The sequence below is a fragment of the Alkalihalophilus pseudofirmus OF4 genome, from assembly GCF_000005825.2.
GTDB classification, from domain to species: Bacteria; Bacillota; Bacilli; order Bacillales; family Bacillaceae_D; genus Alkalihalophilus; species Alkalihalophilus pseudofirmus.
This window is the reverse complement of sequence record NC_013791.2, coordinates 2,105,477-2,131,255: the sequence shown is the minus strand read 5'-3', so window position 1 is coordinate 2,131,255 and position 25,779 is coordinate 2,105,477. Positions and strand designations below refer to the sequence as shown.

Sequence of the window (25,779 nt, the reverse complement as noted above, 5' to 3'; positions counted from 1 at the left end):
AAAAGTTTTACACTTTTTAGTGAAGGAAAGCAGTATAGCGAATTGATACTTCCCAATACATTTAACTATATTCGTTCCGAGTTTATCAGACAAGAGTAAACAAATCTATGAATGTTGCAGATAACCTTTGAGCAAATGTGACAATCATGTTAAAATGGGAATGAAAGCGTTATAATTTCCAGTCTCTCACTAGAGTCAACTAGTGTCCGACTTAAAAGTTACTAGGAGGTTTTTGTCACATGTCCAGCAAGGAGCACAAACCGGAAGAGCCATGGCAAGGATTTCATGGTCCGAACCTTGGCGTCGCAATTGAGTTGTATGAAGAATTCACTAAAGACCCAGAAGCTGTAGAGGAAGACCTACGCGAATTATTTGAACAATGGGGTCCACCGCCTTCTTCTACTCAAACTGAACCTGTTCAAGCGACAAATGCCCCTTCAGCAAACCAAGCTGCAGGAGCGGACATGATGAGGAAGTTTGTCGGAGCAACAAAGCTTGCCGACATGATTAGAACGAAGGGCCATTTAGCAGCCGACGTTCACCCGATTCATAAGGATAAGAAGAATGAAGAGTTAATTGAACTTTCTCGCTACGGTTTAACCGAAGCAGATCTGAAACAAGTACCAGTTGATTTAATTTGTCCAGATGCCCCTTCACATGTTAAGGACGGTTTAGATGCAATCAAACACTTAAAAAATGTTTATACAAAGACAATTGCATTCGAATTTGGTCATGTACATGATGAGGAAGAGCGTCAATGGTTAAATAAGATGGTGGAATCCGGTATCTACTTGCCGAATCTATCAAAACAACAAAAAGTTGCATTACTTAAGCGTTTAACACAAGTTGAAGGATTTGAGAAATTTATTCATCGTACGTTTGTTGGACAAAAGCGCTTCTCTATCGAAGGGCTTGATATTATGGTGCCGATGCTTGATGAGGTTGTTCGTGAATCTGTCCATGAAGGAACAGAGCATGTCATGATTGGTATGGCGCACCGCGGACGTTTGAATGTATTAGCGCACACACTAAGCAAGCCTTACAAAATGATCTTCTCTGAGTTTTTACATGCTCCTAACAAAGATTTAGTGCCTTCAGAAGGATCAACTGGCATTAACTACGGTTGGACAGGAGATGTGAAGTATCACTTAGGTGCTGATCGTCAAATTAAAGAAGAGAATACAGTAGAAGCAACGGTTTCACTTGCAAACAACCCGTCTCACCTTGAATTCGTGAGTCCAATTGTAGAAGGTTATGCACGTGCAGCTCAAGAAGTACGTACGAAAAAAGGCGATCCAGAGCAAACGGTTTCAAAAGCATATTCAATCTTAATCCACGGAGACGCTGCTTTCCCAGGACAAGGGATTGTTACTGAAACTCTAAACCTCTCTCGTCTAACAGGTTATCAAACGGGTGGATCACTTCATATTATTGCTAACAATAATATTGGGTTCACTACTGAAACGTATGATTCACGTTCTACTACATATGCAAGTGACCCAGCTAAAGGGTTTGAAATTCCGATCGTTCATGTCAATGCAGACGATCCTGAAGCCTGTCTTGCTGCTATGCATCTTGCATTTCAATATCGAAAGCGTTTCAAAAAGGATTTCTTGATTGACTTAATCGGATATCGTCGCTTCGGTCACAATGAAATGGATGAGCCGGCTGTTACTCAACCAGGACTTTATCAAAAAATCAGAGCGCACAAAACGGTACGTGTGCTGTATGCAGACCAACTAGTCGCTAGCGGTGAAATTGAGTCAGGATACGGCGAGCAGCTAGATAAAGAAGCCCAAGAGTACCTTCAATCACAATATGATGCGGTTGCAGGCAATAAGTCTAATAAAGCAAAAGAAATCGTTACACCTGATTTCATTGTAAGCGGACTTCCAAAAGTGAAGACTTCAGTTGAATTTAATACACTAAAGTCTATTAATGAACAATTGCTGACGTGGCCGGAACAATTTAAACCAAATGAAAAGCTTGAGAAAATTCTTAAGCGTCGTCTTCAATCGTTTGAAGGGGAAGGTAAAATTGACTGGGCATTAGCTGAAACACTTGCATTTGCTTCAATTTTACATGATGGTACTCCAATTCGTCTTTCAGGTCAGGATTCAGAACGTGGTACATTTGCACATCGTCACTTAGTGCTGCATGACCGTGAAACGAACGAAACACATACGCCGCTTAAAGAATTTGATGATGCGAACGCGTCGTTCTCTGTTCATAACAGCCCGCTTTCTGAAATGGCTGTAGTCGGCTTTGAGTATGGCTACAACGTATTTGCACCTGAGACTCTTGTTCTATGGGAAGCTCAATTTGGAGATTTCGCTAACGGTGCTCAAGTAATGTTTGATCAATGGGTATCTGCAGGGCGTGCTAAGTGGGGCCAAAAATCAGGACTTGTATGTCTTTTGCCACACGGATATGAAGGGCAAGGACCTGAGCACTCAAGCGGCCGTGTTGAACGTTTCTTAGTACTTGCGGCTGAAAATAACTGGACAATTGCTAACTGTACATCAGCAGCGCAATATTTCCACATTTTACGTCGTCAAGCGGCTATCCTTGAAAAAGATTCGGTTCGTCCGTTAATTATTATGACACCAAAAAGTCTGCTTCGTAATCAAGTTGTTGCTTCCACGCATGCTGAATTTACTGAAGGAGAATTCAAGCCTGTGTTTGAACAAGCTGGCTTAGGTGAAGCTGCAGATAAAGTAGAACGTATTGTCCTTTGCAGCGGTAAAGTAGCGATTGACCTTGCAGACCGTGTGAAGAAATCTGACGAAAACTGGGATTGGCTTCACATTGCACGTGTTGAAGAGCTGTATCCGTTCCCGAAAAAGCAAATTCGCGAATTATTTGCTAGATACTCAAACTTAAAAGAGATTGTTTGGGTTCAAGAGGAGCCTAAGAATATGGGTGCTTGGCCATTTATCGAGTCACGCATCCGTGAGATTACACCTAGCGAGGCATCGGTTTCATACATTGGACGTACTCATCGTTCAAGTCCTGCTGAAGGTGACCCGGTTGCACATAAGAAAGAACAAGATCGTATCATCACAGAATCATTGACTCGCAAATAATAAGGAGGCCATCGCCGTGATTGAAATTAAAGTACCAGAACTAGCTGAATCGATTACTGAAGGAACGATTGCACAATGGTTAAAACAAGTTGGTGAGCAAGTAAACCAAGGGGAATATATTGCTGAACTTGAAACGGATAAGGTTAACGTAGAAATTACTGCAGAACACTCTGGTGTGATTAAAGAGTTTAAAAAAGAGCCAGGTGATACAGTTGAAGTAGGAGAAGTTATCGCTGTGATCGATGAATCAGGAGATGCTTCTGCATCAACTGAAGCACCAGCTGCTAAGGAAGAGCCTAAAGAAGAGCCAAAAGCAGAAGCTCCAAAAGCAGAAGCTGCCGAAGAAACTCAAGAAGAGACGTCATCTACAGATCGTCCTCTAGCTTCACCTGCTGCTCGTAAGCTTGCTCGTGAAAAAGGAATTGACTTAAAAGAAGTGGCAACAAATGATCCGACAGGACGAATCCGCAAACAAGATGTGGAATCTCATCAGTCACAACCAAAGGCCGCGCCGCAAGCAAAATCGGAAGCACCTGCTAAGAAGCCGCAAGCAGCAGCTGCAGACCAGCCAGGCAAGCCTGTAGAGCGTATTAAAATGTCACGCCGCCGCCAGACGATTGCAAAACGTCTTGTTGAATCTCAACAAACAGCTGCGATGCTGACTACGTTTAATGAAGTGGATATGTCGGCTGTTATGGATTTACGTAAACGCCGTAAAGATGGCTTCCTTGAGAAAAATGGTGTGAAACTTGGTTTTATGTCATTCTTCACAAAAGCAGTTATTGGTGCTCTTAAAGAGTTCCCATTACTAAACGCTGAAATTCAAGGCGATGAAATCCTAATGAAGAAGTACTACGACATCGGTGTTGCAGTATCTACTGATGAGGGCTTAGTTGTCCCTGTCGTACGTGATGCAGATCGTCTAGGATTCGCTGGTATCGAGCGTGAGATCGGTTCACTTGGTAAGAAAGCTCGTGACAATAAGCTTGCGATTTCTGACTTACAAGGCGGAACGTTCACTATTACAAACGGCGGTGTATTCGGTTCATTATGGTCTACACCAATCCTAAATGCACCACAAGTTGGTATCCTTGGCATGCATAAGGTACAATGGCGTCCGGTTGCGATTGATCAAGAAAACTTTGAAAATCGCCCAATGATGTACATTGCTTTATCTTATGATCACCGTATCGTTGATGGTAAAGAAGCAGTTAGCTTCCTTGTAAAAGTGAAGGAACTTCTTGAAGACCCAGAACAACTTTTACTTGAAGGATAATACAAAAAGCAGCCTATCTCATTGATAGGCTGCTTTATTTTGCTATAGAATTCCTTGATCTTTAGCCATTTTCTTCGCAACTTTAGGAGCAAGCCACAACGTAGGGAGCATGATCAATGAGACAGGGACTGCAGTAAAGACAATAAAGGATTGAAGAGCATTAATACTGCCTTCTCCTAAATATAATAGCACTGCAGCTACAGCACCCATTGAAAGCGCCCAAAACAATCGAATCGATTTAGCTGGTGTACTGCTTCCTGTTACTGTCATTGAAATGGTATAAGACATCGAATCTGTAGTAGTCGCAACAAACACAATGGTTACTAATAAAAACGCAGCAGCGATCCAAAAACCAAACGGCAATTGAGTGACAATAGCAATCATGGAAGCGGGCAGCCCGGCTTCATAAAGCGGTTCGCTGACTGAACCAGGATTTTGGAGTTCAAAGAAGATTCCGGAGCCTCCTACAACAGTGAACCAAAAGTTCGTCACAAGAGGGGCAATAACAATTACGGCAATAAATAGTTCTCTAATCGTACGGCCGTGAGAGATACGGCTGATAAAAATAGCCATCATTGGACCATACCCGATAAACCATCCCCAAAAGAAAATCGTCCAAAATGATAACCAGCCTGTATCACCTCGATATAAACTCAGTTCAAAATAATCGCGCAGGTAAACACCGTATGTTCCAACAAATGAATCAATAATAAAGCCAGCTGGTCCTACTAATAATACAATGACGACGAGGACGAGAGTAAAGATTATATTAAATCGGCTTAGCCATTGAATTCCCTGATGAATCCCGGTTACTGCAGAGATCCCTGCAATCGCAACTAATCCAAAAATAATCAATAACTGAGTGAGAAATGTATTTGGAATGCCAAATAAGGAATCTAACCCATATGCTGCTTGTAATCCAAGAAAACCGATCGGACCAATGGTACCAGCAGCTACGGCAATAATGGAGAATGAATCTACCGCAATACCTAATACATTGTTTTTATTCATGATGTTTTTACCTACTAGAGGGTAAAGCAAAGTTCGAGGTTTAAAAGGCAATCCCTTAGAATAGCCATACATAAGTACTACTACACCTAATGTACCTAAAATCGCCCAAGCAGAGAATCCCCAATCAAGAAAAGATTGAGCAAGAGCTGGAACGATTGTCTCCTGCTGACCAGGCGGAATATCACCGTACATAGGCGGCGTCTCTAGAAAATGATAGATCGGCTCAGCGGCAGCCCAAAAAACTCCTCCGCCTGCGAGTAACGTACACATTATCATGGAGATCCATTTAAATGTACTTGTTTCTGGTTTTTCACTTCTTCCGAGACGAACAGACCCGTACTTTGAAAACAATAACCCAAGTGCAATCAAGAACGTTAGAAGTATAAATACTTGCCAAAAGGCACCGAAATAGGCTGCAGACCAATTGAATGTAGCATCTACATAATTGGCAACTCCTTCAGCTGATATAAATGAAGCTAGTACGAATAAGATCAAAGCCCCGCCGCTAATGATAAAGACCGGCCAATCAATTGTTTGTTTATTCAAAAATATAACCTCCTATATAACTATCCGAAATAAAAATAACTTTATTACCCTACCATATAAATAAAGCTGGGTAAAACGTATCATTAATAGGCAAAATACTTAAATTTTAATCACTGTAGGACGAGCCTTATTATTAGCATTCTAATAAAGCACAAAAGCTATTCTCTCAAGGCCATGTTTTTGAAATCATTTGCTTCAACTAACAATTCTATTTATAATGAAATAAGCAGAAAAAGGAGGGGATATTATGCTTCACAAAACGTGGATGGATAAACAAACGATTCGTACAGTGGAATGTGTACATACGGATGCAAAAAAATACATGGTCGATCGTGCTTTAACGAAAGGCAAAACATACGAGCTTAAAAATGAAACGGATGAATTTTATTTTGTCATTGATAACACTGGTAAAATGGGTGGGTATTACAAAGAGTATTTTAAGAATTAAGACAGTGGGATCACTGTCTTTTTTATGTTCGATTGAGAAAGACGTATTGATTGCTTCAATATGGTCATTCTACTAAACTAGATATATAGGGAAAAATGAGAGGGGGCCATGATGGTTGCTTTTACTGAAATGATCTCTTTTATCCAAAGTCTTGGTTATATGGCCTTGTTTCTGATTTTTTCAATCGGATTATTCTTTTTTCCAGTCCCAAATGAAATCCTCCTGATGAGTGGAGGTCTGATTGCTACCACTGCTTATGTAGAGCCTATCCCAGCTATGTTTGTCGTTTATGCAAGCATTCTAGTGCACGGGACCTCCCTTTATATCGTTGGTCATTTCTTAGGTACTAAATCCATTCCTATTAAAGAAGAACGGTCGATTTGGTATAGGCGGGCATTAAAGGGAAAAGAGCTGCTTGATCGTTATGGATTAAAGGCAGCATCGTTTAGTTACTTTTTTCCTTTTATCAGGCATGCGGTGCCATTTAGTGTAGGGTTGTCAGCTATTTCCTATCAACGTTTTGCGGCGATCGGATTTAGTTCTGCTTTTGTTTGGATGAACCTTTACTATTGGATTGGATTTCATTACGGACGTTCGATTAAAGACTGGTCCTCATTTGTTCAACAATTAATTTACACATTAATAGGAATTGCGATCTTATTTGGCATTTATACCTTTATTAAATACAGGAGAGAACGTCACAGAAAGCAGCAGCCTAATGATCAATGAAAATGCCTGAAGATTTATCAGGTATTTTTTTGTTGCCAATTTTCATCTTTTGATCTATGATAGCGTACGTATGAAAGGGGAATGCAAAATGAGAGTGAGAGTCAGCGGGAGAGATCAAAAAGAATTAGTTGATTTTATGAAAGACCTTGAGAAGCTTCAGAACTTCGAGATTACGTACACCTCTGATTTAAGAGATTCAACGCGCACGAACAATCCGAAGTATAGAAACAGTAAAGAGATTATGCAGTATGTTGATATAAAACGCAAATCATAAGAAAACAGACACCCTACACGGCATGCTTGGGTGTCTGTTTTTTTATAGAGCGTGCTTTATCCGGCTTTGAAACTAAAAAGATAGAGAAGAGAACAAGAGCTACTCCGAACCATTGAATCAGTGATAATTGGTCTTTGAAAATGAGAAATCCGATGCCGATTGCTACCACAGGTTCAATTGTAGATAAAATAGAAGCCCGGCTGGATTCGATCTCGGCTAAGCCACGTGTATAAAGCAAGTAAGCTAAAACAGTGGGGAAAAAGGCCAGCCCGAGTCCATAACCGACTACATCTATCTGAGCGAATAAATGAGCTTTGTTCCATAACCCTGATGTAGGAATCATAAACATAGCTGCACAAATAAACGAATACGTAGTAATGGTCATTGAAGAATATCGTTTCGAACTCACTTTAGCAAATATGCTGTACAAGGCATAAAAGAACCCAGATCCAATACCAACTAGCAGTATATACGGAGTAATTACTGTGTTAAAGCTTGGGAGAAGACCAACGACAAACGCACAGCCTATAATTGTCAGCACTAGGGCTGTTACTTTATTCGGTGTTAACCATTCTTTAAAAAATATCCGCGATAAAAGCGTTACAAAAAATGGGCCCGTATATAAAAGGACAACTGCCAGCGATAGATTTGATTGATCAATCACGGTAAAGAAACACCAATTAAAGAATACAATACTGATAATACCGGTACCAATAAATAAAGGCAGATCGCGAATGTGAATCCTTAGCATCTTTCTATTTGTAATAATCAAATAGCCCACTAGCAAGAGCGCAGAAAAGATTGCTCGTATTGCGACTATTTCCCAAGCTGTAAAGCCATATGAATAAAGGGGCTGCACAAATAAACCGATAATCCCCCAAAGAGCTGCGCCTAAGACAGCATAAAGATAGGCTTGTTTAACGCTCATCCATCATCCCTCCACACATCCATTCCTATTATCATATCACGACTCATATAGCTTGTAAGCAGGGTACATGTATTTTGTAAGAATTAGTAAAAGAGATTGCAGAACAGCCAATAGTAGCATATACTTTCTTAAAAGATGATACATGTACGTACATAAAAAAAGCGATGAGAAAGAGGAGTACATACATAAAGCCTTCTTAAGAGAGCTCGTGGCAGGTGGAAACGAGTGCTGGCTGTGTATGGAATGGACTTTTGAGCTGTAGGCTGAACATAACAAGTAGGCTGTATCGTGTTAGTCCCGACGTTATCAGGGGACGCTGTTTCATAAAAATGAGACGGTGTAAGCGGGTTTATTAAGTTGTGCATATAAACCAATAAAGGTGGTACCACGGGTTCTCCCGTCCTTGTATAGGATGTGGAGGGCTTTTTTTATTTATTAAAGGGGGTGATCGTCATGGATTCTGATTGGTGGTGGCAAAGACTTTTTCCGACATGAATAAAACAAATAAGGAGAGATAGTGATGACTCAAAAACAAACATTAGTATCAGGGATCAGACCAACAGGCGATCTCCACCTTGGAAATTATATAGGAGCGATGAAGGACATTCATAGGCTGCAAAAAGAATATGAGGCTTACTTTTTTATAGTTGATTTGCATGCGTTAACGACACATCCTAAGCCCGAATTAATAAAACCAAGGACACGTGATGCAGTGAGAAGTTATTTAGGAGCCGGCCTTGACCCAAATCAGGCAACGATTTACGCCCAATCATCATTGGCTGCTGAGATAAGTGAATTACATCTTTACTTGAGTATGGTTATGCATATTGGTGAGCTGTTAAGATGTCCCACATTTAAAGAAAAAGCAAAACAGCATGCTGATCACGTTAGTTATGGGTTAGTAGGGTATCCGGTCTTAATGGCAGCTGATATGTTTATTCACGGAGCTCATAAGGTGCCTGTTGGAGCAGATCAGCTTGTGCACATCGAAATCGCAAGAGATATCGCACGCAAATTTAATTCTATGTATGGAGAAATATTGACTTTGCCAAACGGAATGGTTGAAAAAGAGGCGAGGGTACCCTCATTAGGCGGAAAAGGAAAAATGAGTAAATCATTAGGGGCGAAAACCTATATTTCTCTGCAAGATTCAAAAGAAACAATCGAAAATAAAGTGAAGAGAGCTTATTCTGATCCAACACGTACCCATCTAAGCGATCCCGGCCACCCGACAGTAGATGGCTGTAATGTATATCATCTCCATTCCTATTTTTCCAATGAAGAAGTGAGGAAAGATATAGAGAAGAGATGCAGCGATGCAAATATAGGATGTGTAAGGTGTAAGCAAATGCTTAGTGAATCTATCATTGAGCTGACAGAACCGATGCAAAAGCGCGCTCTGGCCTACAGTGATATCGATGTGGATGACATTTTACGAGAAGGGGCTAAAAAAACGCAAGAATCAGCGCAGGTAACGATTGCTAAAGTGAGGAAGGCAATCGGGCTGATTCAATTATAATTTCACGTACTGAATTAAAAACAAAATAGTTCAATTTAAAAAAGCCGCTAGTGAATAACTAGCGGCTTAACTTATTACTTTTTGTATTCAAGGAATTCATTGTAAGTCATTTGCTTATCAATCAAGCCATCTTCCGTAAGTTCAATAATACGGTTAGCAATGGATTCATTAAATTGATGGTCATGACTCGAGAAGATCATGGAGCCTTTGAAGGCAATTAAGCCATTATTTACAGCTGTAATTGATTCAAGATCTAAGTGGTTTGTAGGCTCATCTAACAGCAATACATTTGCACCGCTTAACATCATTTTAGAGAGCATACAACGAACTTTTTCTCCCCCTGAAAGCACGCTTGCTTTTTTCAATACTTCCTCACCAGAGAATAACATTCTTCCAAGGAAGCCGCGTAAGAATGTTTCACTATCGTCTTCCGGAGAGTATTGGCGCAGCCAGTTGACAAGGTTTAAGTCACAGCCTTCGAAGTATTCGGAGTTGTCTTTAGGGAAGTAAGCTTGAGAAGTGGTTACACCCCATTTATACGAACCGCTGTCAGGCTCCATTTCACCAGCTAAAATTTTGAATAAAACGGTTTTCGCAATTTCATTTGTACCAACTAAAGCGATCTTATCGTCTTTATTCATTGAAAAGCTGACGTTGTTTAGAACTTTTTCGCCATCAATTGTTTTTGTTAATCCTTCAACACGAAGCAAATCATTCCCGATTTCACGTTCCGGTTGGAAGTGTACATATGGATATTTACGGGAAGAAGGTTTAATATCGTCTAAAGAGATCTTATCAAGCAGCTTTTTACGTGATGTTGCTTGTTTCGATTTAGAAGCATTCGCGCTGAATCTAGCTACGAAGTTTTGAAGCTCTTTAATCTTTTCTTCTTTTTTCTTATTTTGGTCTTGAGCCATTTTAAGAGCTAACTGACTGGACTCATACCAGAAATCGTAGTTACCTACATAAATTTGAATCTTGCCAAAATCAAGGTCTGCGATATGAGTACATACTTTGTTTAAGAAGTGACGGTCATGGGAAACAACAATGACCGTATTCTCAAAGTTAATTAAGAACTCTTCCAGCCACTGAATCGCTTGTAAGTCAAGGTGGTTAGTCGGCTCATCTAGTAAAAGGACATCGGGCTCACCAAATAACGTTTGAGCAAGTAATACTTTTACTTTCTCACTACCTGTTAGATCAGCCATTTTCTTTGAGTGAAGATCTTCTTGAATGCCTAATCCTTTTAGTAAGATCGCAGCTTCAGACTCGGCTTCCCAACCATTTAACTCTGCAAATTCACCTTCAAGCTCCGCTGCTTTAATGCCATCTTCATCAGAAAAATCTTCCTTCATGTAAATAGCATCTTTCTCCTGCATCACTTGGTAAAGGCGTGCATGTCCCATAATAACTGTTTGAAGCACTTCATACTCTTCGTATTCGAAGTGGTTCTGCTTTAACACAGCGAGACGCTGGCCAGGCTTCATATGCACGTCGCCTTGTTGTGGTTCAATTTCACCAGATAAAATTTTCAAGAACGTTGATTTCCCTGCGCCGTTCGCGCCAATTAAGCCGTAACAGTTACCAGGTGTAAATTTAATATTAACTTCTTCAAATAGTTTACGGTCCCCATATTGTAGACCAACATTTGTTACTGTAATCATGTAGCTATATGCCTCCAATGTCTGTAATCGTATGAATTATACCATTCCTAACAACAAGAGGATAGCCAAAGAGCTGTTTTCTCAAAAAAACATCATAAAATGCGATTCGAAAAATGATTATAATAAGTAATAAAAAGCATATACAGCAAGGCCTGCACCAGCTGCGAGCATCACCACAGCAAGAAATTTCATTGATTTTAAAGAGTAATTGACAATGATTGCCCCAAGTAAAACAGCAAAGTATAATGAGAAGTCAAGCGGGAAACGTTCGACTGAATGAAGAAATGTATCTCTTGTTGCAATCATAATCAAGACAGGAGCTAAATAAATCAAGGCAACAATAATCAATCCGATGGTATTCTTTTGTTTTAACGTAAAGTTCATCAGGAACACACCTTTCTAACGTATGGTTATTACGTATAATGTGCCCATAATATTCATTTTTATCATCCATTTGAAAAGGGGAGAGGCTGTTGAGTATAGAGAAAATGCATGAGGCAGAACAGATTCTAAAAACGTATTATGGCTATGATTCCTTTAGGTATGGTCAACAACAAATTATTGAACAGGTGTTAGCCCAAAAAGATACGCTTGGGATTATGCCTACAGGCGGGGGGAAATCGCTTTGTTATCAAATTCCAGCCCTTACTCTTGAAGGAGTAACATTGGTGATCTCGCCATTAATATCATTAATGAAAGATCAAGTAGATGCCCTTCATCAGCTTAATATAGCAGCTACATATTTAAATAGTACATTAACAAGAGAAGAGGAAGAAGAACGGATCAGTCTTATTCAGACAGGTGAGTATAAACTGGTGTATGTTGCGCCCGAACGCTTAGTGCAGCCATTCTTCCAACAACTGCTAGCTTCAATTCCGCTTTCATTAGTAGCTATTGATGAAACCCATTGTTTGTCTCAATGGGGGCATGATTTTAGACCGAGCTATTTAGGGATTTCAGCGTGGCTCAACAATTTTAATCAAAGGCCGCCAGTCTTAGCTTTAACTGCTACAGCCACTGAGGCAGTACAAAAAGACATCCAAAATCATCTAGACATCCAAAACGAGAATACGGTTGTCACCGGTTTTAATCGTGAGAATTTAACGTTAAAGGTATTAAAGGGAATAGATAAATGGCGCTATGTGAAACAGTATGTACAAACCCATAAAAGCGAAGCCGGGATTATTTATGCAAATACACGTAAAGAAGTGGAACAGCTGTATCATAAGTTACAAGAGGCCGATATTCAGGCAGCAATGTATCACGGTGGACTGAATGAAAATGAAAGAGCACGACATCAAGAAGCTTTTTTGCATGATCAAGTAAGTGTGATGGTAGCGACCAATGCGTTTGGGATGGGGATTGATAAAAGTAATGTCAGGTACGTTGTCCACTACAATATGCCGCGTACAATCGAATCATATTACCAAGAGGCTGGTCGTGCCGGACGAGACGGAGAAGATAGTGAATGTGTACTCTTGTTCAGCCCTCAAGATATTCGTGTTCAATCCTTTTTAATTGAACAATCTGAGCTGACAGAAGACCGTAAAGCTCAAGAGTATGAGAAGCTTCAACAAATGACGTCTTATATTCATACGGAAGGCTGCTTAATGACGTACATCTTAAGCTATTTTGGGGATGTGTCTAAAGCGGATTGCGGCAGGTGCTCATCATGTGTCCGTGAAGGAGAAAAAGTGGACCGAACGAAAGAGGCACAAATGGTTTTCTCTTGTATAAAACGAATGAGGGAACGCTTCGGAAAAATGATGGTGGCTCAAGTATTAGCTGGCTCTGAAAATCAAAAAATAAAACAACTGCAGCTTCATACTCTTCCGACCTATGGCATTATGAGCGGGTATACGGCAAAGTATGTGGCAGAGTTTATTGACTATTTAACAGCCGAGAAATACATTAAACCCACTGGTTCACAGTATCCAACACTTCAGCTGACTGATTTAGCTCTGCCTGTTCTTAAAGGGGAAAAGCAAGTTCATCAATTTGTTGCTTTGCAAAAAGAAGAGGCAGAAGAAAATGATGAAGTATTTGAAGCATTACGGGATTGCAGAAAAAATCTTGCAGCAAAAGAAAATATCCCTCCTTATATGGTGTTCTCTGATAAAACGCTCAAGCAGATGAGTCAATATATTCCATTAACTAAAGAGGAATTATCCATGATACAGGGAGTGGGCGAACAAAAACTTGAGCGGTATGGTGAGACTTTCTTGAATGTACTCAGTTTGTTTAAGGATCAAAAAACAACAATGATTAATGAAACAGCAACTAGATCAAGCTCAAGTTCTAAAGGCACGAAAGCAACAAAAGGAAGCCACCTCATCACAATTAAGATGTTTCAAGATGGTCAGAAGGTAGAGGATATTGCAAAAGAGCGAGGGCTGAGCGAACAAACGGTATTAAACCACATTCTTAAATCAAAAGATGAGGGCATCGATCTTAAGCTGCCAACTTATGTGGAAGAAGAGGTTCGAAAGGAAATTGAAAAGGCTGCTGAACAAATCGGAACAGATAGGCTTCGACCGATAAAAGAAGCACTCGGAGATCATATAACGTATCAAGAGATCCGCTTTACAATAGAGAAGTGATTTAAATAAAAATTCACTTAATTGATCATAGATAATTCATGGTTAAGAGCCGATAAGGTGTCAGAAATGTGGTATGATAGGGACTAGAGAGAAGTTTTTTGCCCATTTCGAGAATGGGACAAGCGAACGGGAAGATAAAGGAGAATGTGAATATGACGACGATAAAAATTGTTACGGATTCAACTTGTGATTTACCTGCAGAGCTAGCTGCAAAGCATGGAATAGAGGTTGTTCCCTTATCGATAACATTTGGAGAAGAGACGTTTTTAGACGGGGTTGATATAACAGCTTCTGAATTTATGGATAAACTGAGAGCGAGTGAGGAATTACCAAAAAGTTCACAGCCTGCAGTTGGGGTATTTGAAGAAACCTATAACCGTTTAGCAGCAAGTGGTGATGATGTGAAGATCATCTCTATTCATATAACAGATGGTATGAGTGGAACGATGAATGCAGCACAAACTGCAGCAGACATGAGTAATGCTGATGTAACCGTTGTTAATTCACGATTTATTTCTCAAGCTTTAGCCTTTCAAGTAGTTAAAGCGGCTGAACTAGCAAAGGAAGGGAAGTCTGTAGAGGAGATTATTAAAGCCATTGATAAGGTACGTGAGGGTACATCATTATTTATAATGGTTGATACATTAGAGTACTTAAAAAAAGGCGGAAGAATTGGACGTGGGAAGGCATTACTCGGCTCTTTACTAAAAATTAAACCGATTGCTTCTTTAGCGGATGGAGTGTATACACCTGTTACAAAGGTACGTACTCATATGCAGATGATTCAGACGCTAACGAAGACGTTTGCTGATGAGACAAAAGGAAGAGTCGTAAAAAAAGTGGGTATTGCTCATGCAGATGCAGAAGCACTTGCTGCAAAATTAAAGCAATCCGTTGAATCAATTAATGAGTCAGTTGATATCACCATTTACCCAACTTCACCGATTATCAGCACTCACACCGGACCTGGTGCGATTGCATTAATGTATTATTCTGAATCAAACTAAAAAGAGGAGTGATGAGCATGAAAGAAATAACAACAGACCAAGAGTGGCATGACTTATTTAAGCAATCAGATGATGGTCCTGTTTTATTATTGAAGCATAGTACAACTTGTCCGATTAGTGCAGAGGCATATGATGAATTTCAATCATTTATAAATTCCTCGAACGAGAATGCTCACACGTATGCTATGGTTAAAGTCATCGAGTCACGACCTGTATCTAATCTAATTTCAGAAGAACTAGGTGTGAAGCATGAATCTCCACAACTATTTATTTTAGACAAGAAACAAGTTAAATGGGTTGATTCTCATTTCTCGATTACAAAAAAGAAAATTGAAAAAGCACTTGCTTAAATATAGAGTTCTCAACAATATGAAAGCCGCTTCATTTTTGAAGCGGCTTTTTTACTTTCTTTCGAGCCATTTGAATATAAGTGAATATTAAACAACTTGCCCCGCCAAATGAACAGATGTATTGTAAGATCCTCATAAACTCCATTAAAACCGCCTCCTACTTATAGAATGTACGAGCAAGAGGCGAATTATGCAAAAATGTGTAAAATATTGCAGAGGAATTTATAACTTTTTTTATTTGAGGGAGGAGTTCGGCAATCATTGTCGAATCTTTGTCAGAGTAACAAATAAAAGGGGGAACTCAAAATGAACGCTAAAGAGAAGCTAAGAGCATTAGTAGAAAAAATGAACCGTGAACCAGCACATATTGCTGAGGAGAAAGACCGCGTATTTCAATTTGATTTAAAGGAGTCAGGAAGCATTCAAGTGCAATTTAAAGATGGAAAAGCATATATGATAGAAGAGGCCACAGAAGAGCCTAATGTCACCCTTAAAATGAATGATGAATCATTCATAAAGATGTTGAATGATGATTTAAATACGACGATGGCCTTTATGAGCGGTAAATTAAAAGTAGACGGCAGTATGGGACTGGCGATGAAACTGCAGCAATTAGTAAAAGAATATAAAGAAGTATCCTAATAAAAAACAGGTCATCCGCTAATGGACGACCTGTTTTCATTTTATTTATAGAGCAAAAATAGCGAAACTGATACCGATCAAACCTATGATTGCCATGATATAAACCGGCAGTTTAGGCATCTCTCCGTTATTTTCCATTGCTTTACCGAACATAAAGAACACGACAGGGTGAACTAGAAACGGCATAGAGAAGATGAATGGAATAAGGAGTGAAGATTCAACCCCAAACATTTCACCTTGAATCGCTGCAAATAAACCAAAGTGAGAAATAGCTGAAGTTTGTGCCATTGCTCCGTATTCAAATGACATTGAACTCATACTTAGAAGGGCAAGACCACCGAAAACTGCACAGATCTGCCATCCAAATGAGAACTGCATTAACGCTTTCACCTCTTTACGATCTTCACCTTGTGCATTACGTAAATTTTTGAGTGCCAGCGCTGTTAAAACAATACCAATTGTTACGATAATGGCTGTTGGAATGAACCATAATGAGCCTTGTTCTGCACTAATCGCAAGAACAGAGAATACGAAAATATGTCCGAAAAACGGAATGTTAATCATAATTGGTGCACGTTGAGCCGCCACCTTACCAAAGTCTCCAGCTGTACAAGCGCCTGTCAGACCTGAGTGGGACAATGAACCTGCCATTCCTGGTGCTAGGTTGCGTGTATGAGCTGTTTTAGCAATGAACATCACAAGGGCAATACCGCCAAACATCCAGAACAATTGACCAAAGAAGCCATAGAATAGAACGGCATTCATACCTTCAATGGCAAATGCATCCCCAATTCGTGAACCTCCGACCATGAAGTTCGCTGCAAGGACAACAGGAATACCGGCAAATAGTAAAGCACGAACGGTCGGACCAAATGTCCAGTTATAAAAAATAGCTCCGATCGCTGCTGAGATCATCATAGCAAAGAAAATTTGCGGCAGGGCAATGATAGGCTGTACTGCTTGGGCAATCGCAAATGAAATAAATAAAACGATGATAATAAGAGCTGTCTCAAGAAGCCCTTTACGAATGTAGATATGCTTATTGCCAACTTGAGCTTTGTTATCGACTAAAATAACAGAGGCAATCAAACCGATAAACGCAATAAGCGGGTAAAAGCCAGCTACTGTATCAAGCGATCCTGGCTGCAAGAACATTCTCATGAATCCTTCAATCCCAATTAATAAGAAGAACGAACGAAGGATGAAGATGAAATGAGTACGGCCTGTACCTAATACCACTTCTTCATTCATAGGGACGACAATATCCTTCACTTCCATCTCTTTGTTTCCAAGAATCTTACGTAATTCTTGACCACCTACAAAGAAGGAAACGATCAAAGCGATAATCGTCGTACGCGCCATAAAATCAACAAGCGGGAATTCTGGAAGACCAGGTGTTGCAATATTCACCTCAACTAACAAAAATCCTAAAAGCAAACCGAAAATAACGATAATTAAAATCGGTGAAAACCTAGATCCTGCAACAACCATCCTTGAGATAATCACCATAGGAACGATAAAAAACAATAATAACCAAAACTGGTTCAAAACTTGTACCTGTGAAAGCTGATGAACGATTTCCATTGACATACTCCTAACTATTATACAAATGTGCTATCAAATACTATCTCATTAAAGCATTTACTGCAACACGTGAAAGCGTCTACAGAGTAAAGTTGTAATACTAAGTGTTTTCAAAAAATAATTACTCACTAAAAATATTTACATCTATATAAAAAAACGGAAATTGAAACATTTTTTGATATGATATCGTAAAGAGAGTGAGGGGGAATATTCAAATGAATCAGAAATTATTAGAGACATGTAAAGAAAACATGCGTCAAAAGGAAAAATGGGAGGATCATCTAAAACGGGCAAAAGATTATTTGAGGGGAGAACAAGCGAAAATCATACAATTGAAAAAACAAATAAAGAAAGAACAGCTAGATGTTGAGCGATTAGAAGGATTATCGTTTTCCAATCTATTTTATACGATCACCGGTCAGAAGCTTGAAAAGATGGAAAAGGAGCAACAAGAAGCGGCAGCTGCCCAGCTAAAGTATGAAGAAGCTAAGGAGACAGCAGCAGACCTTGAGAGGGAAATAGAAGAGATCAAGCAAAAATTGACCAATCTCGGCGACCCTATTAAAAAATATGAGCAGCTCATGCATGAGAAAGAAAAGCAGCTTCAATCAAGTAATAGTAAATTAACAGTTGAAATGGATGAATTAAGTGAAGAAGAAGCGAACAAAAAGTTGATTCTAAACGAATTAAAAGAAGCAATCAGCGCAGGTAATCAGGCCAGTTCTGCCTTATCGATTGCAATCTCCTCTTTAAACAGTGCAAAGGGCTGGTCAACATGGGATTTATTTGGAGGAGGAATGGTATCAACAGCAATTAAGCATAGCAAGATCAATGATGCTAAAAGCGATATTCATCATGCTCAGCGAAAGCTCCGCCATTTTGAAGAAGAAATGAAAGACGTACAAAAGTTTGCTTCATATTCCATTCATATCGGTGACATGCTTACGTTCGCTGATTACTTCTTTGACGGCTTTATCGTTGATTGGATGGTCCATGGGAAAATCAATGATTCACTCAAACAAACCGAAAAGATGAAATATAAGGTTGATCAAGCAATTGACTCCTTGATTGAGTTTCAAACAGAAATCCAAACAGAAAAAGAGCAAATCAAGCAGCAGCGTATCCGTTTGATAGAAGAGGCATAGACAGAGATATGAATAAACAAAAATGGATCATTATCCTCGTTTTATTAGCCGGCCTGACCTTGTTTGCTTATATCCAATCACTTGGTTACGAAACAGCTGGTACCGATGACAAAAACAATAAGGAAGAAGTCACGGACAGAATTTATTCTTATTTAAATGAAGTTAATGAAAAAGGTTTAGCCGAAGTCATGGAGAAGGCCGCACCTGGTATTACGAAGGCAAGAGAGTTGGGGTTGACGAGAACCTATGATACAGAGTGGGAGTTAGGTGATACGAATGATACGCTTCGCATAGAAGAGGTGTGGGTTCGTAAAAGTCATCATTCATTCCTCTTTTACAGTGTGGATTTAGCAGATGACACAGAACGCATACATGATTTCCCTAAACTAACAAGCCGGATTGAGTTCGATGATCATGATTTTGAATATTATAATGAAGTGTACTCAGACAATGAGTTTACGGGATTCAACCATGTTTATAAAGACGGGCGGTATTATGGTGTGGCCATGTTTTACCTGCCGTATTTTTCACCGGATATCGAAATTGTAGAGCTTGATGAGATCAAATTAACTCCAACCACGGTCCATTCGGGAGGAAACATTCATCAAATCGAATCCATTACGTTGGATGTGGATTATCAATATGATGACATTCCATATAATGAAATCAATGGTTCAGCTGTTATGGATATAGGAGATCTATCCGTTAAAGTTGATTCGATCAGAGCTCATCCTGAATCATTTGATCTGCAATTTAAGTTTATGGAGCACTCAGACTTAATGCTTGATTCACTTTGGGGCTACTTAACAGGAGCTGGAGATTCAAACAGTTCAGTGGGGATGAAGAAAGATAATTATACTTATTTAATCAGTTATGATACTTACAGCGAACCTGTTAATGATCCTACATTTACCTTGGATTGGGTCCGTTTAATAAGTAATGAAAGCTTTGCGGTGACACTGCCAACAAATAAAGAATTATTTGAAAGTGTCAAGGATGCAGAAATTTACAGCGGGGAATATGGCACCATTTTAATTAAGCAAGTATCTTATAATCAGGATAAGCATTACACCATTGATTTCCGTTTTATTCCGCATGAAGACGCCCCTTACCATTATGATTTATCGCATGTATCAATTGATTACGGAGATACACAATGGTCAGAAAATGAGGAGTTTGAACGGGCTAATATCCTTAGCTTCAGCTCAGATAATGAAAAATTAGATCCTCAGTACCTTTATATGGGCAGTGGTTCCTCGGAACATTCTTTTGAGCTTTTGCTTGATCAGAGAAAAGTGGAAGAACTAGATGAGATCACCTTGTCATTTGAAAATATCGGTATCAATGTTGATCTGAACGATTCATTCACCATCCCTCAAGATATCTTTAATTATTAATTTGCATAAGAATAAAATCACTTCACTCATCAAACGCTAAGCGTGAGGTGAAGAAGATGAATCGGCCAATGCTGACTGCGCTGTTAACAATCGGGCTTGCGCAAAGCCTTAAAGTTCCTATTAAAAAAATGCAAACGGACCAGTGGGAGTGGGATACGTTGTTAGAAACGGGAGGTATGCCAAGCTCTCACTCTGCAGGGGTCACAGCTCTTGCCACGTATGTAGCACTAGAGCGCGGGGTATCATCCGTAGATTTTGCTCTTTCCACTGTATTTGGCTTAATTGTGATGTATGATGCACAAGGAATTAGACGCCAAACAGGTGAATTAACGATTAAAGTGAATGAAATGAATGCAGACCTTGAACGAATGGCTGGGGACTCTCATGCGAAACAAAGTGAGAAACGCTCTGTGAAATTAAGAGAACGTTTAGGTCATCAGCCTGAAGAAGTTGTTGGAGGCGCTCTTTTAGGGCTGATTACAGGTGGAATTAGCTATGCATTGACGGGCAGGAGAAAAAAGAAATCATTTATATTTTAATGGAGGAATTGCCGAAAGTGGGCAATTCTTTTTTTTTAGATGAAACGTATACTCACTAACAGGCGTCTTATTGATAAAGAATATAAGGGGTGCACAAAAATGAAAAAGTTATTCGGGGTATTCATTATTTCCTTTTTAGTCATGCTCACAGCTTGTAATCAGCCGGTAGAAGATTCACAAGTAGAAGATTCACAAGAAGAGCAGCCTGTTGAGGAAAATGAAGAGGAAGTGATTGATGAGGAAGAAACAGACGGTGAACATGAAGACGGAAACGACGTGGAATCGCCAGGGGAAGCGGAGAATGGTGAAGGGGAAATTGAATTAGCAGACGAAAAAGAATTGACGTTTGAAATAGAAGGGCAGACAGAAACGCGTGTTGCTCAGTTTAACCGCAGCGAACTTGGATATGGGATCTATGTGCTAGAAGGGTATACGCTTCATAGTGAAGAGCCAGGCAGAGATGTCCTTGTTTTCAACAATGATGGAGACTTTTTCACACGTATTATCCCACATAAGAATGAAGGTTCGGCAGAGGAATTAAAGGGTGCTATTGAAGAGCATGCCCAAGGAGAGATTGAAAACCTTCAAGACCTGCCAATGAGCGGCCTGCAATATGCCCTAAAGGAATCAGTTGAGATTAGTGGAGAGCGAACGACGATCTATCATTTGGCGAAAGAGGCAGAAGGGGAGTTGTTTCAATTGACCGTCTTTCTACCTGCTAAAGAGGCACAGGAAGGCGTTGCTCCTAGCATGCTGGCTATGCTTGAAACAGTGCATCCATAAGTAAGGGACGTACCATTCTGATTTCAGTCAGGATGGTTCTTTTTTTAGGGTAGATAGAGGTGAATAAAGACAGCAGAAGGAAGACTATGGTACTGTAAAAAGAGATAAATTCCGTGTTGCGAAGGGTAATATAAGTAGTATATAGATAATACGCTCATATCAATAAGATATAACACAAGCCCTGAGGAGTGTGAGAAGCATGGAGGAGAAAATTTTGATCGTTGAAGGGACGAATGACCGCAAACGAGTGAAGAAAGTATTAAATGAATCCATTGATATCGTTTGTACGTATGGGACCCTGAGCGATGAAAAGCTTGAACAATTAATCCTTCCTTTTGAAGATCAAGATGTATACATTTTAGTTGATGCAGATGAGGCGGGCGAGAAATTAAGAAAACAGTTAAAAAGAGAGCTCCCGAATGCAACTCACCTTTATACACAAAGGGGATATGGACAGGTTGAAACGACTCCGCTTGATTATTTGAGCCAGGTGCTCAGGGGGTATTTTGAGGTGAAGCATTAAAGAAGTTGTGATAATTGCAAGAATACGCTAGCGTTCCTATTCGCCTATTATAACCGCTAGCATGCTTATATTATTTGGAAAAAAGACTGCTTATTTATACGTTTAAATATCAACTTCTTTTGACGCTCGTTGATTGTAGCGGAAGGCACCGACTCCTGCGGGATGCGCGTGGCCAGGGGAGATCCCACAGGAGCGTAGTGACGAGGAAGCTCCCGGACCGCCCGCGGAAAGCGTGTGCCTGCAGCGTAAATCAACATATTCAGTAAGCGGGGAGTTAGTACTGTTCACCTGATCATTATGAAGCTGGATTCCATATAAGGTCTCCAGATTTGTCTTGATGATCTACTTCTACATCAAAATGATGCTTTTCATAAAAATGGATGAGTCTGTCAAGATGACCCCAATCGCGTTGTGCGATATCACCGGTAATGTATTGAACATTTTGATCCATGGCATGGTTTTTTAAGTAATTCATGCAGATCGAACCATATCCTTTGTTTTCTTCCCCTTTTATATCACCGATGTGGATCGTATGATCATCTGCATATGTGGCTTGAATTGAAAAATCCCAGACCCCTCTAAAGGCAGAGTCACATTCATTGAGCATAATTTTACACTGAGCTCCATCATCTAAGATGTACACAATCACCCATTTTTCTTCTTTGGTCTGCTCGATGCCGAGTACCTGCCACCGTTTAGCAATTTGTTTCAAATTTTCTTGCATCCGGAACATTTGAAACTCCAAATCATTTAATTCTTTTTGCAGCTCCTCTGGCTCTTTGACTTCATCAGTCGTGAGAGTTGCGAGTACCACCGAACCACTCCTTTTATATTTAATATTTCTTAGTTAATTTGGCTCACACAAGTTCAGTATTATAAAGGAACTTAATCATTTTTTCAAATTAAAAAGCCGAGCTCAGCTCAGCTTTTTCTTACTAGTATTGACGAGTAATCCACTTAGATAATGCATCACGTACTTGTTTAAGTTGTTCTTCTGTAGAAATGGACGCTGGGGTGTCGCCTTTTTGAGCTCCGTAAGATCCAAATTGTGCATGGTTGCCGCCTTCGATTATGATTTCAAGGTGTTCAGAAGCGAGATATGCTTCGGCTTCATCGTAGCGGTCTTTATTTAAAACAGAATCATTTGTTGCAATAAATGAAATCGAGGAAAGTTGTTTATCTGTAAGGCTTCCTTTTTCATCAGGATAAGACGCTAGGAAAAAGACCCCGTTAAATACTTCCTCATTGTCAGCTGCAAATCTTGAGGCCATCACCCCGCCGAGTGAATGCCCGCCGATAAATACCGGCTCATCGCCTAACTCTTTGATCAAGCCCTGAGCTTTGTTCCCACCAAGAACAGCTAAATTCACCGGCATTTTTATCACAAATGTACGGAAGCCTTCTTCTGCAAGCGAGTAAGCAAGAGGGGCGTAGCTCTCATGCTGTACAAGGCCGCCAGGATACATAATCACGTTAGCTTCAAGCTCTGTTTTGCGCGGAGAGAATTCAATCCAGTTTGAATTCATTTTCACTTCGACTTGTTCTGATGATTGTAGGAGTGACAAGGCCTCTTCACTTGCCGTGTATGGTCTTAGGAACCAAAAGATTATTGCTATTAATATAAGGATGGTCGCTAATAAAACCTTCCACCAATGTTTGCGCAGCCACATGATGCCATCTCCTTTATATGACTTTTAAAAAAGCTATCCAGCAATTTGATAGCTTAGACATTATAATAAGGTTGTATGCAGTTTGATCTTTAATTCAACTGATTGGAAAACAGATTCCACACGCTCATGGTCCATTTCAAATGTATAAGTTGTAAAATCAGTGTCTTCAAGGTCTGGAATCTCGCAAATAATCGTAGCCAGTTTTTTACTGAGGATGGCCGACTCCCTACCTGCAATCAGCTTCTTCTGATATCGTTTATATGCAGGGTCAAATTCTCCAGTTTCTAATTGATTATAAACACCTTCAACGGATCCATATTGCTGAATAAGCGGAAGAGCGGACTTCTCTCCGACCCCAGGACAGCCCGGAATATTATCACTCTTATCACCAAGCAAAGCTTTTACATCTATCCACTGTGTCGGTGTAATGCCATATTCCTCTTCGAAATGGGTATGAGTGTATAGTATTTCTCCCTTTTTACTTGCGATAATTTGAGTCGTGCGCTCATCTAAAAGCTGAAGAAGATCGCGGTCATTACTATAAATCAAGCAGCGTCCATCGTTTCTGTTTGACCATTGACAGGAAAGAGCTCCGATTGCGTCATCGGCTTCATAAGGCGGAACCGTTACTTGCAATATTCCCATATCTTCTAAGATGCGAGTACACGTTTCATATTGCTCAATAAGCGGGGCAGGGAGATCATTACGTGTTTCTTTGTAAGTCGGAGCATATTGTCGTCTAACCGAATCTTCACGCTTAACATCCCATGCTACTGCGGCATGCGTGACATCATGTTCATGAATTAAATTCATTAATTTTTGAAAGAATACACGCAGTGCGTTTGTATATAAACCATCACTATTTTTACTAAGCTGATCATCACTTCTGCCATAAGACGTAGCAAAATATCCTCTGCTCAGTAAATTAAAACCATCAATTAATAATAAGGTAGGCTGTGTCAAAATAACGTCTCCTTTAAAATGAAAGTTCTTATATTTTAACATGTCTTATGCATAAATGAGCAATTCTTTTAGGAAAGGGATTTCATTAGATGGAGAAGTCATTTAATGATAAAATGGAATGAATTGATAAAAAAGGAGTTCCACAGTATGACGGTCTTATTTATAATCGCTATCATCACATGTATCGCAGCTCTAGTGATTACTCTTGCACTAACAAAGCAAGAGGATGAACAGTATGGAAGCAAACGCAGTATTACGAATCTGTCCCTCGTTTATTTAATTATCTTGCCAATCATTACGGTTATTATTGTATTCATCTGGTGGATATTCTAAAGAAAAACATGCAGCCAAATTGGACTGCATGTTTTTTTAGAATGATTTTTTTAGTTACACTTCTAATTGATCCACATCCACAGTCCAAAATTGTTCAGTGAAAAATTTCACTGCAGCATCTGGCTGATCTCCGTTTACTAACGTTTCTTCAAGGTCTTTTAACATCCAGGCAGTTTGTGAGATGTGTGCTCTTAAAGCAGCCATTTTTTGATTAGCAAACGGGCTGATCGAGTGAACGACATCTGCATTGCCAATATGTTCTTCATGTCCATTTGAGAAGGCGACACAGTGAAGAGTCGGACGGTCTTCTTTTTTCATCTTTTTAACCGCACGTACAACAGCTCTAGCTGTCGCTTCATGGTCAGGGTGTACGGAATATCCAGGATAGAAACTGATAATAAGAGATGGATTACTTTCCCTAATAAGGTCACTTACCAACTGAACCATTTGATCATCATCTTCAAACTCCAATGTTTTATCACGCAGCCCCATCATTCTAAGGTCAGTGATTCCAATAGCTTCCGCAGCCTTTTTCAGCTCATCTTTACGGATAAGGGGCAGAGATTCACGTGTGGCAAAAGGAGGATTCCCCAAATTTCTTCCCATTTCTCCTAGTGTTAAACAAGCATATGTAACAGGCGTTCCGCTAGATGTGTGCATCGCAATGGTTCCTGACACTCCAAACGCTTCATCGTCTGGATGAGGAAAAATGACAAGAACATGTCTTTCATTACTTGTAGTCATGGACATTCACTCCTTTAC

25 protein-coding genes and 1 other annotated feature are annotated in these 25,779 nt (G+C 39.8%); of the genes, 16 read left to right on the top strand and 9 right to left on the bottom strand.

Features of this window, described 5'->3' with window-relative positions; genetic code table 11:
- The first annotated feature begins 239 nt into the window (after positions 1–239).
- Together BPOF4_RS10735 and odhB are read left to right on the top strand one after the other, a co-directional pair.
- Positions 240–3,086: a 2-oxoglutarate dehydrogenase E1 component gene (locus BPOF4_RS10735; RefSeq protein ID WP_012959186.1), complete on the top strand. Its 2,847-nt coding sequence runs from the start codon at positions 240–242 to the stop codon at positions 3,084–3,086.
- 16 nt (positions 3,087–3,102) lie between these two features.
- Positions 3,103–4,362: a 2-oxoglutarate dehydrogenase complex dihydrolipoyllysine-residue succinyltransferase gene (gene odhB, locus BPOF4_RS10730; protein WP_012959185.1), complete on the top strand. Its 1,260-nt coding sequence runs from the start codon at positions 3,103–3,105 to the stop codon at positions 4,360–4,362.
- Between the two features lie 42 nt (positions 4,363–4,404).
- Here odhB and BPOF4_RS10725 read toward each other — a convergent pair whose 3' ends face one another.
- Positions 4,405–5,925 carry a BCCT family transporter gene (locus tag BPOF4_RS10725; protein ID WP_041822448.1) on the bottom strand — a complete coding sequence of 507 codons (1,521 nt, stop codon included), beginning with the start codon at positions 5,923–5,925 and terminating at the stop codon, positions 4,405–4,407.
- Between the two features lie 241 nt (positions 5,926–6,166).
- Between BPOF4_RS10725 and BPOF4_RS10720 the strand changes: the two genes are divergently transcribed.
- From BPOF4_RS10720 to BPOF4_RS10710, 3 genes are all read left to right on the top strand, one after another.
- On the top strand, positions 6,167–6,367 hold the full coding sequence (locus BPOF4_RS10720; RefSeq protein WP_012959183.1) for a DUF6501 family protein: 201 nt from the start codon (positions 6,167–6,169) through the stop codon (positions 6,365–6,367).
- Between the two features lie 108 nt (positions 6,368–6,475).
- Complete coding sequence (locus BPOF4_RS10715) at positions 6,476–7,096, top strand: DedA family protein (RefSeq protein WP_238446460.1); 621 nt, start codon at positions 6,476–6,478, stop codon at positions 7,094–7,096.
- A gap of 88 nt (positions 7,097–7,184) precedes the next feature.
- Positions 7,185–7,370, top strand: a complete 186-nt coding sequence (locus BPOF4_RS10710; protein WP_012959181.1) for a DUF3970 family protein — start codon at positions 7,185–7,187, stop codon at positions 7,368–7,370.
- 13 nt (positions 7,371–7,383) lie between these two features.
- On the opposite strand, the gene BPOF4_RS10705 is transcribed toward BPOF4_RS10710, so the two are convergent.
- Positions 7,384–8,298: a DMT family transporter gene (locus tag BPOF4_RS10705; RefSeq protein ID WP_012959180.1), complete on the bottom strand. Its 915-nt coding sequence runs from the start codon at positions 8,296–8,298 to the stop codon at positions 7,384–7,386.
- Between the two features lie 155 nt (positions 8,299–8,453).
- Positions 8,454–8,706: a binding site (T-box leader), on the top strand.
- 112 nt (positions 8,707–8,818) lie between these two features.
- Between BPOF4_RS10705 and trpS the strand changes: the two genes are divergently transcribed.
- Complete coding sequence (gene trpS / locus BPOF4_RS10700) at positions 8,819–9,817, top strand: tryptophan--tRNA ligase (protein ID WP_012959179.1); 999 nt, start codon at positions 8,819–8,821, stop codon at positions 9,815–9,817.
- A 74-nt stretch (positions 9,818–9,891) separates the two neighbouring features.
- Here the strand turns inward: trpS and BPOF4_RS10695 are convergent, their stop codons facing one another.
- Together BPOF4_RS10695 and BPOF4_RS10690 are read right to left on the bottom strand one after the other, a co-directional pair.
- Positions 9,892–11,481, bottom strand: a complete 1,590-nt coding sequence (locus tag BPOF4_RS10695) for an ABC-F family ATP-binding cassette domain-containing protein (RefSeq protein WP_012959178.1) — start codon at positions 11,479–11,481, stop codon at positions 9,892–9,894.
- 117 nt (positions 11,482–11,598) lie between these two features.
- Entirely contained in the window at positions 11,599–11,865 is a 267-nt protein-coding gene (locus BPOF4_RS10690) for a hypothetical protein (RefSeq protein ID WP_012959177.1), read from the bottom strand.
- 89 nt (positions 11,866–11,954) lie between these two features.
- On the opposite strand from BPOF4_RS10690, the gene recQ reads away from it, so the two are divergent.
- The 4 genes from recQ to BPOF4_RS10670 all read left to right on the top strand — a co-directional run bounded on the left by recQ (position 11,955) and on the right by BPOF4_RS10670 (position 16,080).
- The gene (gene recQ, locus BPOF4_RS10685; RefSeq protein WP_012959176.1) at positions 11,955–14,081 is read left to right on the top strand and encodes a DNA helicase RecQ; all 2,127 of its coding nucleotides are present in this window, start codon (positions 11,955–11,957) and stop codon (positions 14,079–14,081) included.
- A 152-nt stretch (positions 14,082–14,233) separates the two neighbouring features.
- Positions 14,234–15,088, top strand: coding sequence for a DegV family protein (locus BPOF4_RS10680; protein WP_012959175.1), 855 nt, complete (start codon positions 14,234–14,236; stop codon positions 15,086–15,088).
- 17 nt (positions 15,089–15,105) lie between these two features.
- The gene (gene ytxJ / locus BPOF4_RS10675; RefSeq protein WP_012959174.1) at positions 15,106–15,438 is read left to right on the top strand and encodes a bacillithiol system redox-active protein YtxJ; all 333 of its coding nucleotides are present in this window, start codon (positions 15,106–15,108) and stop codon (positions 15,436–15,438) included.
- Positions 15,439–15,744: 306 nt separating this feature from the next.
- On the top strand, positions 15,745–16,080 hold the full coding sequence (locus BPOF4_RS10670) for an SCP2 sterol-binding domain-containing protein (protein WP_012959172.1): 336 nt from the start codon (positions 15,745–15,747) through the stop codon (positions 16,078–16,080).
- Positions 16,081–16,125: 45 nt separating this feature from the next.
- On the opposite strand, the gene BPOF4_RS10665 is transcribed toward BPOF4_RS10670, so the two are convergent.
- Positions 16,126–17,664: a hypothetical protein gene (locus BPOF4_RS10665; RefSeq protein WP_012959171.1), complete on the bottom strand. Its 1,539-nt coding sequence runs from the start codon at positions 17,662–17,664 to the stop codon at positions 16,126–16,128.
- 215 nt (positions 17,665–17,879) lie between these two features.
- Here BPOF4_RS10665 and BPOF4_RS10660 point away from each other — a divergent pair, with 215 nt between their 5' ends.
- The 5 genes from BPOF4_RS10660 to BPOF4_RS10640 all read left to right on the top strand — a co-directional run bounded on the left by BPOF4_RS10660 (position 17,880) and on the right by BPOF4_RS10640 (position 22,051).
- A complete protein-coding gene (locus BPOF4_RS10660) occupies positions 17,880–18,809 on the top strand; it encodes a hypothetical protein (protein WP_012959170.1) in 930 nt (309 codons plus the stop codon).
- Positions 18,810–18,817: 8 nt separating this feature from the next.
- Positions 18,818–20,206, top strand: coding sequence for a hypothetical protein (locus BPOF4_RS10655; protein WP_012959169.1), 1,389 nt, complete (start codon positions 18,818–18,820; stop codon positions 20,204–20,206).
- 56 nt (positions 20,207–20,262) lie between these two features.
- Positions 20,263–20,745 carry a divergent PAP2 family protein gene (locus BPOF4_RS10650; RefSeq protein ID WP_012959168.1) on the top strand — a complete coding sequence of 161 codons (483 nt, stop codon included), beginning with the start codon at positions 20,263–20,265 and terminating at the stop codon, positions 20,743–20,745.
- Between the two features lie 99 nt (positions 20,746–20,844).
- The gene (locus BPOF4_RS21225) at positions 20,845–21,528 is read left to right on the top strand and encodes a hypothetical protein (RefSeq protein ID WP_012959167.1); all 684 of its coding nucleotides are present in this window, start codon (positions 20,845–20,847) and stop codon (positions 21,526–21,528) included.
- Between the two features lie 199 nt (positions 21,529–21,727).
- On the top strand, positions 21,728–22,051 hold the full coding sequence (locus BPOF4_RS10640; protein ID WP_012959166.1) for a toprim domain-containing protein: 324 nt from the start codon (positions 21,728–21,730) through the stop codon (positions 22,049–22,051).
- A gap of 295 nt (positions 22,052–22,346) precedes the next feature.
- Here BPOF4_RS10640 and BPOF4_RS10635 read toward each other — a convergent pair whose 3' ends face one another.
- From BPOF4_RS10635 to BPOF4_RS10625, 3 genes are all read right to left on the bottom strand, one after another.
- Positions 22,347–22,865 (bottom strand): GNAT family protein, encoded by a 519-nt coding sequence (locus BPOF4_RS10635; RefSeq protein ID WP_012959165.1) that lies wholly within the window; start codon positions 22,863–22,865, stop codon positions 22,347–22,349.
- Positions 22,866–22,986: 121 nt separating this feature from the next.
- A complete protein-coding gene (locus tag BPOF4_RS10630) occupies positions 22,987–23,721 on the bottom strand; it encodes an alpha/beta hydrolase (RefSeq protein WP_012959164.1) in 735 nt (244 codons plus the stop codon).
- A 60-nt stretch (positions 23,722–23,781) separates the two neighbouring features.
- Positions 23,782–24,684: a 5'-3' exonuclease gene (locus tag BPOF4_RS10625; protein ID WP_012959163.1), complete on the bottom strand. Its 903-nt coding sequence runs from the start codon at positions 24,682–24,684 to the stop codon at positions 23,782–23,784.
- 147 nt (positions 24,685–24,831) lie between these two features.
- On the opposite strand from BPOF4_RS10625, the gene BPOF4_RS10620 reads away from it, so the two are divergent.
- Positions 24,832–25,017, top strand: coding sequence for a hypothetical protein (locus BPOF4_RS10620; protein ID WP_041822857.1), 186 nt, complete (start codon positions 24,832–24,834; stop codon positions 25,015–25,017).
- 54 nt (positions 25,018–25,071) lie between these two features.
- Here BPOF4_RS10620 and bshB2 read toward each other — a convergent pair whose 3' ends face one another.
- Positions 25,072–25,761, bottom strand: coding sequence for a bacillithiol biosynthesis deacetylase BshB2 (gene bshB2, locus BPOF4_RS10615; protein WP_012959161.1), 690 nt, complete (start codon positions 25,759–25,761; stop codon positions 25,072–25,074).
- Between the last annotated feature and the right edge of the window lie 18 nt (positions 25,762–25,779).

What these genes read in the sequence shown, in the direction of transcription:
- BPOF4_RS10735 (WP_012959186.1), top strand. Translation starts at nt 240, where the DNA reads ATGTCCAGCAAGGAGCACAAACCGGAAGAGCCATGGCAAGGATTTCAT.
- BPOF4_RS10720 (WP_012959183.1), top strand. Translation starts at nt 6,167, where the DNA reads ATGCTTCACAAAACGTGGATGGATAAACAAACGATTCGTACAGTGGAA.
- BPOF4_RS10715 (WP_238446460.1), top strand. Translation starts at nt 6,476, where the DNA reads ATGATGGTTGCTTTTACTGAAATGATCTCTTTTATCCAAAGTCTTGGT.
- BPOF4_RS10710 (WP_012959181.1), top strand. Translation starts at nt 7,185, where the DNA reads ATGAGAGTGAGAGTCAGCGGGAGAGATCAAAAAGAATTAGTTGATTTT.
- BPOF4_RS10705 (WP_012959180.1), bottom strand. Translation starts at nt 8,298, where the DNA reads ATGAGCGTTAAACAAGCCTATCTTTATGCTGTCTTAGGCGCAGCTCTT.
- trpS (WP_012959179.1), top strand. Translation starts at nt 8,819, where the DNA reads ATGACTCAAAAACAAACATTAGTATCAGGGATCAGACCAACAGGCGAT.
- BPOF4_RS10695 (WP_012959178.1), bottom strand. Translation starts at nt 11,481, where the DNA reads ATGATTACAGTAACAAATGTTGGTCTACAATATGGGGACCGTAAACTA.
- BPOF4_RS10690 (WP_012959177.1), bottom strand. Translation starts at nt 11,865, where the DNA reads ATGAACTTTACGTTAAAACAAAAGAATACCATCGGATTGATTATTGTT.
- BPOF4_RS10680 (WP_012959175.1), top strand. Translation starts at nt 14,234, where the DNA reads ATGACGACGATAAAAATTGTTACGGATTCAACTTGTGATTTACCTGCA.
- ytxJ (WP_012959174.1), top strand. Translation starts at nt 15,106, where the DNA reads ATGAAAGAAATAACAACAGACCAAGAGTGGCATGACTTATTTAAGCAA.
- BPOF4_RS10670 (WP_012959172.1), top strand. Translation starts at nt 15,745, where the DNA reads ATGAACGCTAAAGAGAAGCTAAGAGCATTAGTAGAAAAAATGAACCGT.
- BPOF4_RS10665 (WP_012959171.1), bottom strand. Translation starts at nt 17,664, where the DNA reads ATGGAAATCGTTCATCAGCTTTCACAGGTACAAGTTTTGAACCAGTTT.
- BPOF4_RS10660 (WP_012959170.1), top strand. Translation starts at nt 17,880, where the DNA reads ATGAATCAGAAATTATTAGAGACATGTAAAGAAAACATGCGTCAAAAG.
- BPOF4_RS10655 (WP_012959169.1), top strand. Translation starts at nt 18,818, where the DNA reads ATGAATAAACAAAAATGGATCATTATCCTCGTTTTATTAGCCGGCCTG.
- BPOF4_RS10650 (WP_012959168.1), top strand. Translation starts at nt 20,263, where the DNA reads ATGAATCGGCCAATGCTGACTGCGCTGTTAACAATCGGGCTTGCGCAA.
- BPOF4_RS21225 (WP_012959167.1), top strand. Translation starts at nt 20,845, where the DNA reads ATGAAAAAGTTATTCGGGGTATTCATTATTTCCTTTTTAGTCATGCTC.
- BPOF4_RS10640 (WP_012959166.1), top strand. Translation starts at nt 21,728, where the DNA reads ATGGAGGAGAAAATTTTGATCGTTGAAGGGACGAATGACCGCAAACGA.
- BPOF4_RS10630 (WP_012959164.1), bottom strand. Translation starts at nt 23,721, where the DNA reads ATGTGGCTGCGCAAACATTGGTGGAAGGTTTTATTAGCGACCATCCTT.
- BPOF4_RS10620 (WP_041822857.1), top strand. Translation starts at nt 24,832, where the DNA reads ATGACGGTCTTATTTATAATCGCTATCATCACATGTATCGCAGCTCTA.
- bshB2 (WP_012959161.1), bottom strand. Translation starts at nt 25,761, where the DNA reads ATGACTACAAGTAATGAAAGACATGTTCTTGTCATTTTTCCTCATCCA.